This is a genomic window from Gemmiger sp. An50, from assembly GCF_002161595.1.
Lineage (GTDB): Bacteria > Bacillota > Clostridia > Oscillospirales > Ruminococcaceae > Allofournierella.
This window is the reverse complement of sequence record NZ_NFID01000002.1, coordinates 163,192-178,666: the sequence shown is the minus strand read 5'-3', so window position 1 is coordinate 178,666 and position 15,475 is coordinate 163,192. Positions and strand designations below refer to the sequence as shown.

Below are 15,475 nucleotides of genomic sequence, written 5' to 3'. Positions count from 1 at the left end.
ATGCGGCTTTTGCAATCGTCAGCAATCGGCAGCACAGAATCGGCTTTTCCTGTGTTCTGTCCGTCCCGGCCTGCTTTCTGAAATGGAGAACAATTCTCTCAATGTAGGGAGAGCGTCCATGGTAACAGGCACATCGTCGGGCATTTCTCCTTCATCAAAGTGGAGGATGCGGGAACAGGTACGACTGACAAATTCAAAATCATGTGTGACAATAAAGATGACTTTTCCCATATCAGACAGGCGCCGGATCAGACCTGCGACCTGTGTCATGCTGTCAAAATCCAGCCCGCTGGTCGGTTCGTCAAACACCAGCAGGTCTTTCCCACAAATCATGCTGACCGCTACCGCCACCCGCTGCTTTTGACCTCCGGACAGGGTATTGGGGTGGCGGTCTCTGAATGGGGCCAGGGCCAACTCTTCCAGTGTTGCGTCAACGAGCGTCTGTTTCGGATTGCGGATACCGAATGTACATTCTGACTCCACACTATCCGCAAAAAGCTCGTAGTTCACATCCTGCATGACCATATAGGAATGCCGCAGGCGATCTTTGTGATCCATGGACAGACCGTTCCAAAAGAATTGACCATCACAGGCCTTGTGAAGCCCGCACAAAGCACGGGAAAAGGTCGTTTTTCCGGCCCCATTGTGGCCAACGACGCCAATTACCTCTCCCTTTGCTGCTGTAAGGTTGATGTCGTGCAAAATGGTCCTCTTCTTATAGTGAAGGGCTACATTGTTAAGTTCCAAGATAGGATCTGAAACAGGCGCAAGGGAATGATTCCGTGGTGGGAGAACACGATGCAAATCAATCGCTCGAAGGCCCATTTGTTCCCGGGTATCCTCCGACAGCTGCCGAAATGCTTCCGGCGTAAAGACCTGTGTGATTTTCCCATGTTCCAAATACACAATCCGGTCCACCAGATCCATCAAATAGTACAACCTATGTTCTGCAATCAATATGGTTTTTCCCTGCGATTTGATCAGCTTGAGATGTTCTCCCAATTCTTGAATGGAACGCATATCTAAATTGGAGGACGGTTCATCCAAAAGATATATTTGAGGATTCATCGCATAGACCGAGGCAAATGCTATCTTTTGCTTTTCTCCACCGGATAACTCGAAGATGTTGCGATTACGGAGGTTTTCAATGTGCAGTTCTGCCGATGCCCGATCCACGCGTTCTCTCAGCTGGTGAGCTGGGAGTGCTTGATTTTCAATACCAAAAGCGATCTCGCTGTCTGTATCCACATTGAAAAACTGTGTCCTTGGGTTTTGAAACACCGATCCAACCTTTGCGGCAATCTGGTGCATGGGAAGATCACGGACTTCCTGACCATCCACCAGTACGCTGCCCGCCAGCTCTCCTGCGTAAAATTGTGGGATCAAGCCGTTTACAAGCCTCGTGATGGTGGTCTTTCCGCAGCCGCTCCGGCCACAGAACAGAACACATTCTCCGTCCTCTATGGTCAGGTTGATGTCTTGCAGCCCGTCTCCTGTTTGTCCTTGATAAGTAAATGATACATGCTTTAACTCGATCATCCCAGCATCCCCTTTCCATAAAGCCCGACAGCCAGTGCGCCTGCAAAGCAAAAGACTGCCGCAATATCCATCAACCCGATATGGATCTGCACCAGACAAGTTCGAGGCTTTGGGTTTTCAATGCCGCGGGTGATAGAAGCGATGGACAGTTCATCCGCCGCTTTGGATGCCGCCATCATCAACGGAACATAGATACACTCCACCGTTATTCCGGGATGCGTCAGGAACCCCTTAAGCGAAGGCGAGACGTCCCGCATCCGCATTGCGTCCTTGATAAACCGCCAATCCTCCTGAATAGTAGGGATATAACGCAGCATGACCGCCAAGGGGATTACCAGCTTTTGGGGTGCATGGATGCGATTCATCGCCGAGAGAAATTCGCTGACCTTTGTAGTGGAGATGACAATGCCGGACAGCATCCCGCAGGGGTAGACCTTATGGAACAACCCTAAAAAAGCGATAAACATGGTGCGCCAAGTTCCGGTCATGGTATCCATAATCCAGAAGGTGAGCAGAACGATCAGCGCATAGAACAGTACTCCCTTCCAGGCATACCTCCACTTTCCAAAACAAATGCCGAGCAGTCCAATCAGCACCACAAGACCCAGTTCGTAGAATAAGGATGGAGCCATCATGGCAGAAAGGATACACAACAGGAGCAATAATATCTTCGTTCTGGGGTCCAGCCACAGTCCACGCCTGGATAACGCTCCGCCAATCATGCGGTGATCCCAGCCTTTTCAAACTGCTTTTTCAGCAGCTTTCCACCAATCCAACCACTGAACGCAGCAATCGCCAGCGTTCCGATAATGATGACAGCCAACAGCCAGGAGGGAGCAGACGCGCTCATTGTGTCAATATAGGACTGTTCCGTGCCGTTTTCCAGCATCGTGCTGGCCCAGCCTTGCGGATCAATAAAAAACACCACATAGGTGTAAACGCCGCCCAGCGACATCAGCATATAGGACAGCAGATTGACCGCCTTATTGCGGTAATCTCCCGCGCCAGCTACCAGATCGGCGATAATTCCCATTCCGATATAGCCTAAAGAAAAAGCCCAGTGCATTCCGGTAACGAACCAGATGATCCCCATAATGATACCAAGAATGGTGACGCTCCACCGCTTCTGCACCTTGGCGATCATCAGAAGATATACAGGGCCGCACAGCAATGCTGCACCCATCGGCATATAGAATGTCAAAACCGGGTTTGGTGCAAAGAAAATACCGCCGATCATGGTAAACACCAAGAAAATTGCGCTGAAAATGCCGGTTGTCACAAGATCCTTGATAGTGAGACTCTTTTTTGCGGGATTGATTTGATTGCTCATGTTGATCCTCCTATTTTGCAATGCGTTGACTTTATGAGATAGGTATGCTATCCTTTGGTTAGATGTGGCTAACCGTTATATATAATTACACCATGTTTAATCTGCTTTCAATCATTTGGAGTAAGGTTCGTCCTATCATTTCAAAAATTCGTCTAATCATTGCAAAACAAGGGAGGCGTATCTATTGTAATGACCAGTATCATCGAGCAATACTATGCGCCATTACTGAAAAAGCACGGTTTTGTACCGGAACCAGATAATGATCAGTATGGTCCTCTGGGGCTTTGCTGGAAGCTATCTCCGGAAGTTGGCGAAGGTTCCTATTGGACCTACGGGCAAAGGGATCTGTTCGACATCAAGATACACAACTTCTCTTTCAATAAGGATTTTATGCTGGAATTTGATCTCCCGGAATGTCTCAGTATTACCCGTTACGATTCCATCTCCGGTGAAGAGTTGTCTCCGTATCGCCGGTTGTCAGCCGGATGTATCAAGACCTATGTGGGCGGATACAAGCCATATCAAGTAATCGTCCACAAAAATATACCGGTTCGATCCATAGGCATCGAGATCACCCCCGCATATTATGAAGACTATCTGAAAAAACAGTATCCGGAAGAATATCGGAATCCCATCGAGGCTTTTCGGGAAATCGACCAAACAACAGATTTCCCGGAAATGTACCGGCTTCTATCAGAACTACAGAGCTACCGTGGAACCGGAATTGCAGCTAAACTCTATTATGAGAGCAAGGTAGCCGAGGCGCTCTCTCTGGTGGTTGAATATCAAAAAAAGCGTTCAGTTTCAGATCACAAACTGGTTTCTCAGGATTTGGAACGGATTCAAACCGTAGCGGCCTATCTGAGTGATCATTACGCTGGTGAAGTGCCCATAGAACGCCTGGCACAAATTGCCTGCATGGGTACGACAAAGCTCAAAAGCAGCTTCAAGAAGGTCTATGGCTGCACGATCACAGAGTATATACAGCAGCGCCGCATGAGTCAGGCAGAATATCTGCTGGCTCATACCGATCTGCAAATTGGTCAGATTGCTCAAACGATAGGATATTCTACATCCAGCCGGTTTGCGGAACTGTTTCGAAGAAGCACCGGCCTGCTCCCGCTGGAGTACAGGAAAATGGCAAAGCGAAAGTGATACAAAGCCAAAATCCAAAGAATCATCCCAAAACAGTATGTGGGGAGGCAGATCTGCCTCCCCACATACTTATTTTATATCCGCCAGCCCTCAGCCCGCTGTCGGATCTCGATAAAGTTCCGGTAAGTTCCCTCTTGGCTCATCAGCTCCTGATGGGTGCCATGCTGAGCAATGCGGCCATCCTCCACCACTAAAATCCGGTCTGCGTTTTGGATCGTAGCCAGACGGTGGGCGATGGTGATGATAGTCTTTCCCCGCACCAGAGCAGAGAGCGCCTCCTGGATCTCATGCTCATTCTCCGGGTCCACGCTGGCGGTGGCCTCATCGAGAATGATGATGGGGGCGTCCTTCAGCAGACACCGGGCAATGGAAATGCGCTGCTTTTCTCCGCCGGAGAGGTTGGAGCCGCCTTCTCCCACCATGGTGTCGTACCCTTGGGGCAGCGCCATGATGAAGTCATGGCAGCGGGCCGCTTTGGCCGCGGCGATCACTTCCTCCTCAGCGGCGTCCGGGCGGCCGAAGCGGATGTTATTGCGGATGGTGTCGTGGAACAGATACACATTCTGAAATACCATGGCAATGTTGCGCAGGAGGCTGTCGCAGGTCATCTCCCGGATGTCATGGCCGCCCACGATGATGCGTCCCTGATCCACATCATAAAACCGGGCCAGCAGCGCGCAGAGGGTGCTCTTCCCGCTGCCGGACGGCCCTACAATGGCGGTGGCACTGTTCTGCGGCAACCGGAAGGAAACATCGTGGATCACCTCCCGTGTTCCGTAACCGAAGGAGACATGGTCGAAGCAGATGTCGTAATGCTCCAAAGAGATGTCTTTCCCATCCTGATCCGGCAGTTCCGTTCCCTCCAGTTCTTCCAGACGGTCCAGCACCGAGTCCGTGACAGAAAGGATGTGGGCGGCGTCGTTGATGGACTCCACACTGCCGAAGATCGTGAAGGAAAACATGGCAGCCATCAGGAGCACCGGCAGCTCCAAGGTTCCGTTCATAGTCTGCCAGCCGGCGGTGAGCACCAGGCCAACAGCTGCGGCCTTCAGGGAAATGAGGTGCAGACAGTTCCAGGGCACAAAGCCAAACTCGTTTTTGATCCGGATGTCCTTATTGGCCCGGCACACCTCAAAAAACCGCTGGGAGGACACCCCCTCCTGTCCGAAGGATTTGACCACGGACAGGCCGTGAATGTATTCAATGGCCGCCCCGGACAATGCCTCTTGGGCCCGATGTCCCACCGGAGCGGTGCGGGCACTCTGCCGCCCGATGCCGCGGAGGGCAAAGGCGGACAGCAGCACGCCCACTACTGCCACCAGCGCCGCCTCCGGGCAGAAGAAAGCCATGCACAAAACGATGACCAGAACCTGCAGATAGCCGTTGATGACCGCATCTACCATCTTCATGCTCTGCAGCTCCAGGGTGCTCAGCTCCGTGGTCAGAGCAGCCAGAATGTCGCCCAGGTTATTCTTGGAGAAATACCCCAGGGAAACCCGTTTGAGCAGGTCACCCAGTTCCAGTCGCTGCTGCGCCGCTCGCTCTGTTCCGATACTCTCCTGGAGCCGGTTTTTCCAGTAAGCACACACGAAGCGCAGAACGATCAGCAGGATGATCCCGCCCAGGCACAGCCAGGGGAGCCTGGCGTCCAGCGCCGTCCCCTCCTGGGCACTCTCGATGACCAGCCCAAGGGCCCAGGCCGCCAGCATCACCGGCCCGGCGGCGGCCCAGGTGGCAAGAAACGAACAGAGGCTTCCGAGATACAGCCGTCTGTGGTACCCCTTTGTCCAACGCAGAATCCGATTCATACTCTGAAACATCGTCAAGCCTCCTTTCCAACTGCCCAATTCTGGGCACCCACATGGGCCTGCCATAGCTTTTGATATAGCGGGCATCGGCTGAGCAGCTCCGGCTGTGTGCCTTTGTCCACAATACGGCCTTTCTCCAGCACCACGATCTGGTCGGCGTTCTGAATCGTGCTCAGCCGGTGGGCAATAACCAGCAGCGTTTTCCCCTGGGAGAGCGCCATCAGGGAACGCTGGATCTTGTCCTCATTCTCCGGATCGGTAAAGGCGGTGGCCTCGTCCAGAATGACAATGGGGGCGTCCTTCAGAATCGCGCGGGCGATGGCGATCCGCTGCCGCTCCCCACCGGAGAGCTGCTTGCCCGCTTCACCCGCTGGGGTATCCCATCCATGCTCCAGCCGTTCTAAAAATTCCTCACACTGAGCGGCCCGGGCAGCCGCCCAAACTTCCTCCTCCGTGGCGTCCGGCTTCCCCAATCGAATGTTTTCTTTCAGAGAGCAGTCAAAGAGGAAATTGTCCTGTGTCACGAAACTGACCTGATCCGCCAGCTGCTTCAGTGTGAGATTCCGAATATCCACACCGCCTATGGCAATGCGGCCATCCGTCACATCCCAGAACCGGGCGATAAGCCGGGCTGCCGTAGATTTGCCGCCGCCGGAGGGACCCACCAGAGCGGTGAAGGTACCGGCGGGAAGTTCCAGATCAATGTGACGCAGCACAGTGTCCTCTTCTTTCCCGCTATACGAGAAGGACACATCCCGCAAAGTGATACCGCTGCCGGAGAGGCGGGCGGGCTCGGACGCCTCGGGCAGCTCCTCCAGATCCAGCAGATGCCGAGTGTCCCGGACGGCAAATTCCATGCTCTTCATGGAATTGAGAAAGGCTGCAGCCTGCACCAGCGGGGACACGATACCCAGCACCAGCATCAAGCACAGAGCCAGCCGGGCCGGGTCCAGGACGCCGGTCTGATACAGGGCGATCCCAACTGGCAGGGTGGCCAGCAGCGTGGTAGGCAGGATAGACAGGCACAGGTTCATGGACTTCCAGGTGCAGCGGAACCAATCCAGCGTGAAGTCACGAAAACTGGTCACTGCCCGGACGAATTTCTCATAGGAGGCACCGCTCTGGTTGAAGGCCTTTACCACCTCGATGCCCTCCACATACTCGACAATAATGCTGTTGACCTGAGCATTGGCCGACATATAGGCGGCATATTTTTCGTTGTAAGTCCGCAGGCCCGCCGCCATGGGGATCAGCGCGGCCGGAATCGTGGCAAGGGAGGCAAGGCCCATCCGCCAATCCATGGCAAAGAGGGCGATCACCACCACGATGGGCAGCAGCACATTGGAACTCAATTCCGGTATCATGTGGGCCAGCGGCGGCTCAATGTCCTCGATCCGATCCACGATGGTGCTTTTGAGGGAACCGACGGGCTTCGACAGCACACTCCCCAAGGGGGCGTGCATCAGCTTATGGGCCACTTGACGGCGCAGGCCCTCCAAAATGGTGTAGGCAGACACATGAGCCAGCATAGTAGAAAAGGCGTAAAAAGCCACCTTGACCGTATATCCCGCCAGACACACTCCAGCCCATCGGAGAAGCTCCGTTCCGGAGGCCGACTGATGGATAAACAGGCGAAGGATCTCATAGACCCCCAGATACGGCACAAAGCCCCCCACCACGCTGATAATTGCGCATATAACAGACAAGACCAGCTTTCCCCGGCAGGGACCGGCAAAGGAGAGCAGGATGGCCAGCCAGCTGCGTTGTTTCACAAAACCACTCCTTTCAAAAAATAGGGCATGGTGAGACATCTCTCACCATGCCCTATTGTATCGGTTCTTACCCGTGCTTGCCGCTCCGCCCGGCCGGCATCACTCCGTTTCGTCAGGAAAAGAGAGAACGGGGTTCCCGCCTCCCCGTCGATATTCCAACGGAGTTTGTCCCTTCACCGCCCGGAAAGCCGCGGCAAATTTGCTTGCGCTATCATAGCCCACCGCTCCGGCGATCTCTGTAACGCTGGCCTCCGGTTCTTTTCGAAGCAGCAGAGCCGCCCGATCCATCCGCAGTGCCCGCATATAGGTGTTCACCGGACTGCCATATACACTTTTGAAGCAGGCCTTCATGGTGGTCAAAGGTATCTGGTACTGTCTGGACAGAGCCTCCAATGTGATATGCTGCTCCAGATGCTCCACCAGATAGGAGCGGATGGCCTTTACCGTTTCTACCTGGGAACGGTAAAAATACGGTTTTTCCGTTCCGCTTCCCAATTCCAGGGCGTCGAGATACAGCAGCAGCTCCAGAATCTTTACCCGGAAGTAGGGCATTTTGATCCGCTCCGGTACGGCACAAAGCTCCTGGAAAATGTGATCCACCGAGGGTGCGCCATGAATGACCTGCGGCCGGGCATCCGGGCAGAATTTCCGCTGAATGGCGGCCAGATCCAAAGGATAGTCTCCCGCCAGACGAGCCAGTTCCACGGGTGCCATGGACAGGTCAAAGCACATGGAGATGCCATGATAGTGGGACAACGGGAGAGAAAAGTATCCTTTGTGCTTCAGGCGGCGATCCACTTTCAGGTCACCTGCCTCCACATAGGAGAACGCGTCGTTGCCCACAGCGTATTCCATCCGGCCCTCCCGGCAATAGTCGATGCAGAGGAGATCCTGCCGGGTCTCAAAAGAGGAGTCGCAATAGGCCATGTGGAAATCGTTATACAGGATGGTAGCGCCGGGGAACACCTCGTAGACGGTCATGGTTCCCTCGCCGCTCTCATTTCGCAGCTGATAAACGCTGCACCCACCGCTCTTGGCCAAGAGGCGCAGATCCGGCTGGCTGTCCTGTAACAATGCCACTGCGGCTCAGCTCCTTTCTCAAAGTTCCAGGACTCGATCACAGGCGCACTGGAGAAATTCGCGGTCATGTGTCACCACCAGAACCACCCGCCCCCCGTCCGCCAGTTCCCGTGCGCAACAGGCCACTTCCTGCATTCTTGCATAGTCCAGACCACTGGTGGGCTCGTCGAATACCAGCAGCGGCTTTTGGGACAGCATGGCGGTAGCCACCGCCAAACGCTGCTTCTGCCCGCCGGAGAGGGCCATAGGGTGCTTTTCCCGGAACGCAAGCAAATGGAGTCGGTCCAATACCTCCTGAATGCGCTGGTCGGAGAGCCCTTCCGCAGCCAGCCGACACTCTCCCCACACACTGTCGGAAAAGAGCTGATGGTTCACATCCTGCATGACGCAGTAGGCGATCCGCTGCCGCTGCTTCGGACCAAGGACGCGGCCGTTGAGGCGGATCGTTCCGGCACTCTCCGGCATCAGGCCGCACAGGCAGCGGGAAAGAGTACTCTTTCCAACGCCGTTGTCGCCTGTGATGGCAAGCACCTCCCCCGGGCGGGCGGAGAAGGAAAGGTTTTGAAATACCGGCGGCTCCCGCTTGTACCGGCAGTACAGGCCCTCCACAGACAATCCATTCTGTTCCCCCGCAGCGCGGGCGGCCGGTAGAGTCACCTGAGTAGGCGTGAGCGTGCGAAGACCCAGAGCGATCCGTTCTGTCTCAGCCAGCCGCCGGAATTCTGCTCCGCTCCAGATCCGCTCCACGATCCCGTCCCGCAGATAGACAGCCCGATCTATGAGATCCGCCAGAAAGTACAACCGATGCTCCGCAATGAGAATGGTGTGCCCCTGACGTTTCAGGTATGCGATTTGATCATGGAGTCTTTCGATGGTTTCCCGATCCAAATTGGCCGTAGGCTCATCCAGAATGTAGAGCTTCGGCCCCATGGCATAGACCGAGGCAAAGGCCAGCAGCTGCTTTTCTCCGCCCGACATGGCAAAGATGTTCCGCCCCCTCAACCGCTTCAGATGCAGGCGGTCGGTGGTATCATCCAGCCGACGGAGGATCTCGCCCCGGGCCACACCCTGGTTTTCCAGGCCAAAAGCCAGCTCGCTGTCGGAATCCAGATTGAAAAACTGACTTTTGGGGTTCTGGAAAACAGACCCCACCTGCCGGGCCAGCTGGTAAAGAGGCTGTTCCCGCACCGGCGCGCCGTGGAGCAGGACCTGTCCGGTCAGCGTGCAGGCCTCCGTAAATGCCGGGATCAAGCCGTTGACCAGCTTGGTGATGGTGGTTTTTCCGCAGCCGGAAGCGCCGCAGAGCAGGACACACTCGCCCGGTTTGATGGTCAGATCCACATGGGTGAGGGTGCCCGCATCTTTTGTATAGGAAAAGGATACATCCTGCAGCTTTACCATGGAAACACCCCCAATTTGACCGCCAGGAGGGCAGCGGTCAACCCCACGCCCACAAGGAACGCGGCGCCGTCCACCGGCGAGGCCCGCAGCTCCACCAGACTGGTCTTAGGCGCCGGGTCCTCGATCCCTCGTGTCACTGCCGCCGCGGACAGCTCCTCCGCGGTGCCGGTGGCGGAGACCATCAGGGGAACCATGATCCCCTCCAGTTTTGCCAATCCCCGGATGCCCCGCAACCGCATCGCATCCCGGATATAGCCTGTCTCTTCCCGAATGGCGGGAAAGTACCGCAGCGTCACCGAGACGGCTACGATCAGCCTCTGAGGAAAATGGATCTTCCGCATTCCAGCCACCAAATAAGGCATAGGCGTCCGGCGAAGCATCAGAAAGCCGATCATCAGGCAGGGCATCATCCGGCGGGCATAGTTGGCAAAAATAGAGAAGCTGGTAGCAGCCCATCCCGGCGCGGCCGGCAGAATCCAGTATTGCAGGCACAGGATTCCCCCGAAAATCAAGAGGCTTTTCCCCGCCATAGCAAAGCAGTGATGGAGCAGCATCAGGAGCAGGAGAAAACCGATCCATGTCATTTCCATCCAAAAGGGCTGCTCACTAAAGGCTGCCAGATTGGCGAAGACCAGCAGAGCAAGCCCCACCCTGGGGTCGAACACCAAACAGCGCTGCGCCTCCTCCATGTTACAGAATCCCCGCCTTCTCAAAGTGCTTGCGGAACATTCCCCTGGCCAGCAGGATACCCAGAATAGCTCCCACGATAGGCGCCCCCACCAGAACCACGATCATGCCCGGAGAAGTCAATGCCGCCAAGGTGGAGACATAGGCTTCCGGCATTCCCTGCTGGCTGATCTGCGCCAGAAAGCTGTCCCGCATGATCCAGACAGGCAGCGGGGAGCCGATCATCCCCAGCGAGAAAAATACGTAGGCCAAAGCGTTGCCACGGAAAGACCGGTAATGGCTACAGATCCGGCAAAGCTCCGCCAGGATGCAGCTCACCGCAAAAGCAATGAGAATCACCACCGTAAATTGGCCAGTAACAAAGTAGATCAAGGCCGTAATAAAGCCCATCAGGACCACTGCGCCGGTCTTTGGCACCTTAGTACACATCATCAGGAATGGGATCCCCGCAAATACAGCGATCAGGCCGGGCATCAAGATCCAAAGCAGGGGATGCAGACCGCTGAGAAGCATAAAAGCAAAGTTGATGACAAAGTAGATGGCGGAGAAAATTCCCACCGTAATGATGTCCTTTCCCGTCATCCCTTTTTTCTGCGTGTTCATGATGTACCGCTCTCCTTCAACATAGTTAGATTATGCTAACCGTTATTTCTGAGAAAAGGCGCTCAGCGCGCCCCTCCTTACTGAGTATAGCGACACATCGCCGTTCTTTCCGCTCCGATTGGACAGCTTTATCCCGTTTAGTCAATAGATTTATTGCCGTGACAGAGATGCACCATCTTCACCATACAGAATCTGTCCGAAACTGCCATGCTGACCTTGGTGGACAGCTTCAATCCGGTTCGGGGGATATGGCGGTAATAAGGCTCCTCAGCCAGCACCCTGACCCCACTGCCGATTTTTCCGGCCAGCACCGATGCGGAATCCACATAGAAAAACATCTGCGCATCTCCGTGGCCCACTTGCTTCATGTACTTTTTCCGCATCATGGCCATACCGCTTTTACTCACGGAGTCAAAGACGATTTCGATCTCTCCAAACCCCGTGAGCATCCGCAGGAGTCCCACAACCTTGCTTTCCTCAAAATAGTGAAACAGGCCGCCGGCGGTGACCAGAATAGGAGCATCCGGCACATCGGCGCGGATCTGCTTGATCCAGTCCTCGGCAAAGGCGTCTCCGGCGAGATAGGTCTCTCGCTCCGGCTCCGGCAGCAGCTCTCGCCGGTACTCCACCACATGGGGCAGATCCACGGCATACCAGTGCGACCTTCCATTGTCGCAGCGGTAATAGACCGTCTCCAGGCCACAGCCCAGCTGGACGATCACACCGTCCGGCCTGCGCTCCAGAAAGGCCCGGATGTACCGATCCATATTGGCGGACCGGGCGGCGGAGGCCAGCAGAGTATACTGGCTCTGTCCGTCCTGCTCCGGCAGGCTGGAAGGCAGTTTCTTTTTCAGTTCCAGCGCCTTTGGATCGTACAGGATCTGCGGGCAGTACTCGCTGGCATAGATCCTGCCCAGCATGGGGACAAACAGCGTGTCCTCTACAACACCCAACTTGGACATGGTCAACCCTCCTATTTGGACGAATTACTTTCTGCCCACAAGCAGCCGGGAAGAGCCCAGCATCATCATGGCAGCCCGGCGGTGGGAGCCGAAGGCTTCTTCTGCGGTATCAATGAGCCGGACATCCTGATAGCCCATCTCCCGCAGTTTTTGGGCAAAGACATCCATATCGCCGTACAGCTTGGGCTTCATATCATCGTTCAGAGCAAAGACGCCTCCTTTTTTCAGCACCCGCAGGCTCTCCAGCAGCAGCTTGTGCATATCGGCTCCCATGATATTGTGGTAGACATAGTTGCTGATGACCGCGTCAAAACTCTCATCGGGGAAATCCAGATGATTGGCGTCGCCATGCCGGAACACACACCGGGAGGCCACACCCTCGCTGGCGGCGTTTTTCTCACAGAGAGCCTTGCTATAATTGTAAACAGCTCCCCAGTAGTCCATGCCAGTGACCTTTGACTCCGGCCAGGTCAGGGCCGCACGGATCGACAGGGCTCCGGAGCCGCAGCCGACTTCCAAGAGACTGCCCTGGCCGTCATAGTCCAGATGAGAGAGAACGACCCGGTGAACCTGTTCCATGATCCCGCCGCCGCCAAAGGCATACTGGCGCCTGATCCATGTGATCCAGACCAGCAGGGCTGCCAGCGCCGCTGCAACAACAGAGAACAGAACGCCAAGAACCGTGATATGGAACACCGAAAAGGAGAGTGCGGCTAAAACCACGGCCAGCGCCGTGATGCCGCCGATAATATAGAACACGGGATTGGACATCCAGCTCCCGTAGTCTTCGCCGTGGCTGCCGAGACGGATTTCTGCTTGTTGATTACGCTTTTGCTGCATTCGATTTTCCTCCCTGTCATTTAATATTTGTGTACAATTCGTTTACGGGTGTTTCTCCTTCGCCTTCCGGCAGACAAAGGACGCCATGCTTTGAACGGTGCGGACCTTTGCCGGCCCGAATGTTTCCTCCAGACGATGCCGCAGGCTCTCCGCCGTCTCAAAGGGCGGGGTGAAATAGCCCTTTGGCACATACAGCCTGCGGATTATCCAGTCGGTGCGGCGGTTTTGCCCCGTCACATAGAAGCAGCCGCAGAAGATCCCGCCGGGCCGCAGTACACGAAAGATCTCCCGCCAGGCGGCCTCCTTGTCCGGAAACGCATGAAAGCCGTTGAGCGAGAGCACGATGTCGAAGCTGCTGTTCCCAAAGGGCAGCGCCCCCACATCCCCCTGCTGAAAGCGCACATGGGCAAGTCCCTCGCCCCGGAATTTTGCCCGCTCCAGCATCTCCGGCGAGTAATCCAGGCAGGTGATCTCCGCCTCCGGCATTTCCCGATAGAGGGGCATGGTCAGGATACCGGTACCCACGGGGACTTCCAGCAGTCTTCCGGAAAACCCCTCCGGTATTCCGGAAAGGGCGACGCAAAGGTAGTCCTGGGTTTCCGCCCGGCCCATTCCCCATACCAGACGGCACACCGCCCGGCCTGACAGGGTGGAACAGGTGATCATGCCATCATAAAATGTCCGTTTGCCTCCCAATCCCCGGTAGGCGTTTTGAATCCGCTCTTCTTGTCCCATTTTTTCACCTTCACTCACTCAAGCACCCAGCGCCACATCCAGCGTCATCATGAGGGTAAAACCGACTGCAAACAGAATAGTCCCTATATTGGAGTGCTTTCCCACTGACATCTCCGGGATCAATTCTTCCACTACCACATAGACCATCGCTCCGGCGGCAAAGCTCAGGGCGTAAGGCAGTACCGGAACCAAAATCCCCGCCAGAAGGATGGTCAGAATCGCACCTATGGGCTCCACTGCGCCGGACAGCGTCCCATACAGGAAGGAGCGGGATTTGGAGACCCCCTCCGCTTTCAGGGGCATGGAAATGATCGCGCCCTCCGGGAAGTTCTGAATGGCAATTCCCAGAGAAAGAGCCAGCGCCCCCGCCAGCGTGATACCGCTGTCTCCGTAGAGCCACCCGGCATAGACCACCCCGACCGCCATTCCTTCCGGAATATTGTGCAGCGCCACAGCCAAGGTCAGCATGGTTGTTTTTCCAAGACTGCTTTTGATGCCCTCGGCCTCCGCGCTGCCGCGGTGCAGATGCGGAATCAGCCGATCCAGTCCCAGCAGGAAGAGGATGCCGAGCCAAAAACCTGCAACGGCGGGGACAAAGGACCACCGCCCCATGTCCGCCGCCTGCTCCATTGCGGGCAGCAGCAGGCTCCAGATGGAAGCCGCCACCATGACCCCCGCCGCAAAGCCGGTGAGCGCACGCTGTACCATCTCACCCAAATTGTTTCGCATAAAAAAGACGCAGGCCGCACCCAGCGTCGTCCCCGCAAAGGGAATCAGCAGCCCTTGCCATAGCTCAATCGGCATATTCTCCTCCAATCTTACCGCAGTGGTTTTCTGTAAAGTCTATCCGGATGCTCCGGAGGCACATAGGTCCGTCGGCCAGCAATGCCAGGGCTGACGGAAATGATAGAACGCAGGATGAGGAACGCCTGTACGGAACCCATTTTGATTTCGCGCTTCTCCATAGTCCAACTTTTTAAGGGTAGGTACTCTATCTTGATTATAGTTAGCCATCGCTAACCAGTCAAGTTATTTTCTCTATTTATAAATCATTTTCCCTCTAAGTCGCTTTTCCAGATTTATGAGTACATGGAACCAATCGCTTTTTATACCCCTTCCGATCCAGCTGCAGATTGACAATACGCTGCAAGTTCGATATACTTTACATATACCCCTAATGGTATGGAGGCGACTATTGTGAGACAGTGCATGGATGCGGATAATCTGCACCGCAGACTCAAGAAAATCATTGGTCAGGTTCAGGCGATTGACCGAATGATAGATGAAGATGTCCCCTGTGAGGATGTTCTTGCTCAAATCAATGCTGCCAAATCTGCGCTTCACGGATGCGGAAAGGTGGTTTTGGAGGGGCATATTCGCCACTGTGTCCGGGATGGCATTGAGCACGGGGATGCGGATAAAACAATCGAAAGTTTTACAAAAGCTGTAGAACGATTTTCCAACATGGGTTAATACCAAATGAGGCAGCCGAAAGGCTGCTTTATTTCTTGACAAAATATACCCCCATGGGTATAATATACATATACCCCCTACCGTATGAAA

General features: G+C 55.0%; 15 protein-coding genes. 2 read left to right on the top strand and 13 right to left on the bottom strand.

What is annotated here, in order from left to right; translation table 11 throughout:
* Positions 1 to 18 precede the first annotated feature (18 nt).
* From B5G03_RS02970 to B5G03_RS02960, 3 genes are read right to left on the bottom strand one after another with little or no spacing between them, the layout of a single operon-like run.
* A complete protein-coding gene (locus B5G03_RS02970) occupies positions 19 to 1,539 on the bottom strand; it encodes an ABC transporter ATP-binding protein (RefSeq protein ID WP_087180292.1) in 1,521 nt (506 codons plus the stop codon).
* Positions 1,536 to 2,261, bottom strand: a complete 726-nt coding sequence (locus B5G03_RS02965; protein WP_087180291.1) for an energy-coupling factor transporter transmembrane component T — start codon at positions 2,259 to 2,261, stop codon at positions 1,536 to 1,538. Before B5G03_RS02965 ends, B5G03_RS02970 begins: the two co-directional genes overlap by 4 nt.
* On the bottom strand, positions 2,258 to 2,869 hold the full coding sequence (locus B5G03_RS02960) for an MptD family putative ECF transporter S component (protein ID WP_087180290.1): 612 nt from the start codon (positions 2,867 to 2,869) through the stop codon (positions 2,258 to 2,260). The genes B5G03_RS02965 and B5G03_RS02960 overlap by 4 nt, the downstream gene beginning before the upstream one ends.
* A 189-nt stretch (positions 2,870 to 3,058) precedes the next feature.
* Here B5G03_RS02960 and B5G03_RS02955 point away from each other — a divergent pair, with 189 nt between their 5' ends.
* Positions 3,059 to 4,024 (top strand): AraC family transcriptional regulator, encoded by a 966-nt coding sequence (locus B5G03_RS02955; protein WP_087180289.1) that lies wholly within the window; start codon positions 3,059 to 3,061, stop codon positions 4,022 to 4,024.
* A gap of 74 nt (positions 4,025 to 4,098) precedes the next feature.
* Here B5G03_RS02955 and B5G03_RS02950 read toward each other — a convergent pair whose 3' ends face one another.
* The 10 genes from B5G03_RS02950 to B5G03_RS02905 all read right to left on the bottom strand — a co-directional run bounded on the left by B5G03_RS02950 (position 4,099) and on the right by B5G03_RS02905 (position 14,716).
* Entirely contained in the window at positions 4,099 to 5,844 is a 1,746-nt protein-coding gene (locus B5G03_RS02950) for an ABC transporter ATP-binding protein (RefSeq protein ID WP_087180288.1), read from the bottom strand.
* 2 nt (positions 5,845 to 5,846) lie between these two features.
* The gene (locus tag B5G03_RS02945; protein WP_087180287.1) at positions 5,847 to 7,643 is read right to left on the bottom strand and encodes an ABC transporter ATP-binding protein; all 1,797 of its coding nucleotides are present in this window, start codon (positions 7,641 to 7,643) and stop codon (positions 5,847 to 5,849) included.
* Between the two features lie 60 nt (positions 7,644 to 7,703).
* Positions 7,704 to 8,684, bottom strand: a complete 981-nt coding sequence (locus tag B5G03_RS02940) for an AraC family transcriptional regulator (RefSeq protein WP_087180286.1) — start codon at positions 8,682 to 8,684, stop codon at positions 7,704 to 7,706.
* 18 nt (positions 8,685 to 8,702) lie between these two features.
* The gene (locus tag B5G03_RS02935) at positions 8,703 to 10,085 is read right to left on the bottom strand and encodes an ABC transporter ATP-binding protein (RefSeq protein WP_087180285.1); all 1,383 of its coding nucleotides are present in this window, start codon (positions 10,083 to 10,085) and stop codon (positions 8,703 to 8,705) included.
* Positions 10,079 to 10,774 (bottom strand): energy-coupling factor transporter transmembrane component T, encoded by a 696-nt coding sequence (locus B5G03_RS02930; RefSeq protein WP_087180284.1) that lies wholly within the window; start codon positions 10,772 to 10,774, stop codon positions 10,079 to 10,081. Before B5G03_RS02930 ends, B5G03_RS02935 begins: the two co-directional genes overlap by 7 nt.
* A 1-nt stretch (position 10,775) precedes the next feature.
* The gene (locus tag B5G03_RS02925; protein WP_087180283.1) at positions 10,776 to 11,375 is read right to left on the bottom strand and encodes an MptD family putative ECF transporter S component; all 600 of its coding nucleotides are present in this window, start codon (positions 11,373 to 11,375) and stop codon (positions 10,776 to 10,778) included.
* 137 nt (positions 11,376 to 11,512) lie between these two features.
* Positions 11,513 to 12,337, bottom strand: a complete 825-nt coding sequence (locus B5G03_RS02920; protein WP_087180282.1) for a class I SAM-dependent methyltransferase — start codon at positions 12,335 to 12,337, stop codon at positions 11,513 to 11,515.
* Between the two features lie 24 nt (positions 12,338 to 12,361).
* Positions 12,362 to 13,177 carry a class I SAM-dependent methyltransferase gene (locus tag B5G03_RS02915; protein WP_087180281.1) on the bottom strand — a complete coding sequence of 272 codons (816 nt, stop codon included), beginning with the start codon at positions 13,175 to 13,177 and terminating at the stop codon, positions 12,362 to 12,364.
* A 42-nt stretch (positions 13,178 to 13,219) separates the two neighbouring features.
* A complete protein-coding gene (locus tag B5G03_RS02910; protein WP_087180280.1) occupies positions 13,220 to 13,912 on the bottom strand; it encodes a class I SAM-dependent methyltransferase in 693 nt (230 codons plus the stop codon).
* A gap of 18 nt (positions 13,913 to 13,930) precedes the next feature.
* Positions 13,931 to 14,716 carry a ZIP family metal transporter gene (locus tag B5G03_RS02905; protein ID WP_087180279.1) on the bottom strand — a complete coding sequence of 262 codons (786 nt, stop codon included), beginning with the start codon at positions 14,714 to 14,716 and terminating at the stop codon, positions 13,931 to 13,933.
* Between the two features lie 393 nt (positions 14,717 to 15,109).
* Here B5G03_RS02905 and B5G03_RS02900 point away from each other — a divergent pair, with 393 nt between their 5' ends.
* Positions 15,110 to 15,385 carry a metal-sensing transcriptional repressor gene (locus tag B5G03_RS02900; protein ID WP_087180278.1) on the top strand — a complete coding sequence of 92 codons (276 nt, stop codon included), beginning with the start codon at positions 15,110 to 15,112 and terminating at the stop codon, positions 15,383 to 15,385.
* The last annotated feature ends 90 nt before the right edge of the window (positions 15,386 to 15,475 follow it).

Coding starts and splice junctions, on each gene's coding strand:
- B5G03_RS02970 (WP_087180292.1), bottom strand. CDS start 1,539: ATGATCGAGTTAAAGCATGTATCATTTACTTATCAAGGACAAACAGGA.
- B5G03_RS02965 (WP_087180291.1), bottom strand. CDS start 2,261: ATGATTGGCGGAGCGTTATCCAGGCGTGGACTGTGGCTGGACCCCAGA.
- B5G03_RS02960 (WP_087180290.1), bottom strand. CDS start 2,869: ATGAGCAATCAAATCAATCCCGCAAAAAAGAGTCTCACTATCAAGGAT.
- B5G03_RS02955 (WP_087180289.1), top strand. CDS start 3,059: ATGACCAGTATCATCGAGCAATACTATGCGCCATTACTGAAAAAGCAC.
- B5G03_RS02950 (WP_087180288.1), bottom strand. CDS start 5,844: ATGTTTCAGAGTATGAATCGGATTCTGCGTTGGACAAAGGGGTACCAC.
- B5G03_RS02945 (WP_087180287.1), bottom strand. CDS start 7,643: ATGTCTCACCATGCCCTATTTTTTGAAAGGAGTGGTTTTGTGAAACAA.
- B5G03_RS02935 (WP_087180285.1), bottom strand. CDS start 10,085: ATGGTAAAGCTGCAGGATGTATCCTTTTCCTATACAAAAGATGCGGGC.
- B5G03_RS02930 (WP_087180284.1), bottom strand. CDS start 10,774: ATGGAGGAGGCGCAGCGCTGTTTGGTGTTCGACCCCAGGGTGGGGCTT.
- B5G03_RS02925 (WP_087180283.1), bottom strand. CDS start 11,375: ATGAACACGCAGAAAAAAGGGATGACGGGAAAGGACATCATTACGGTG.
- B5G03_RS02920 (WP_087180282.1), bottom strand. CDS start 12,337: ATGTCCAAGTTGGGTGTTGTAGAGGACACGCTGTTTGTCCCCATGCTG.
- B5G03_RS02915 (WP_087180281.1), bottom strand. CDS start 13,177: ATGCAGCAAAAGCGTAATCAACAAGCAGAAATCCGTCTCGGCAGCCAC.
- B5G03_RS02910 (WP_087180280.1), bottom strand. CDS start 13,912: ATGGGACAAGAAGAGCGGATTCAAAACGCCTACCGGGGATTGGGAGGC.
- B5G03_RS02905 (WP_087180279.1), bottom strand. CDS start 14,716: ATGCCGATTGAGCTATGGCAAGGGCTGCTGATTCCCTTTGCGGGGACG.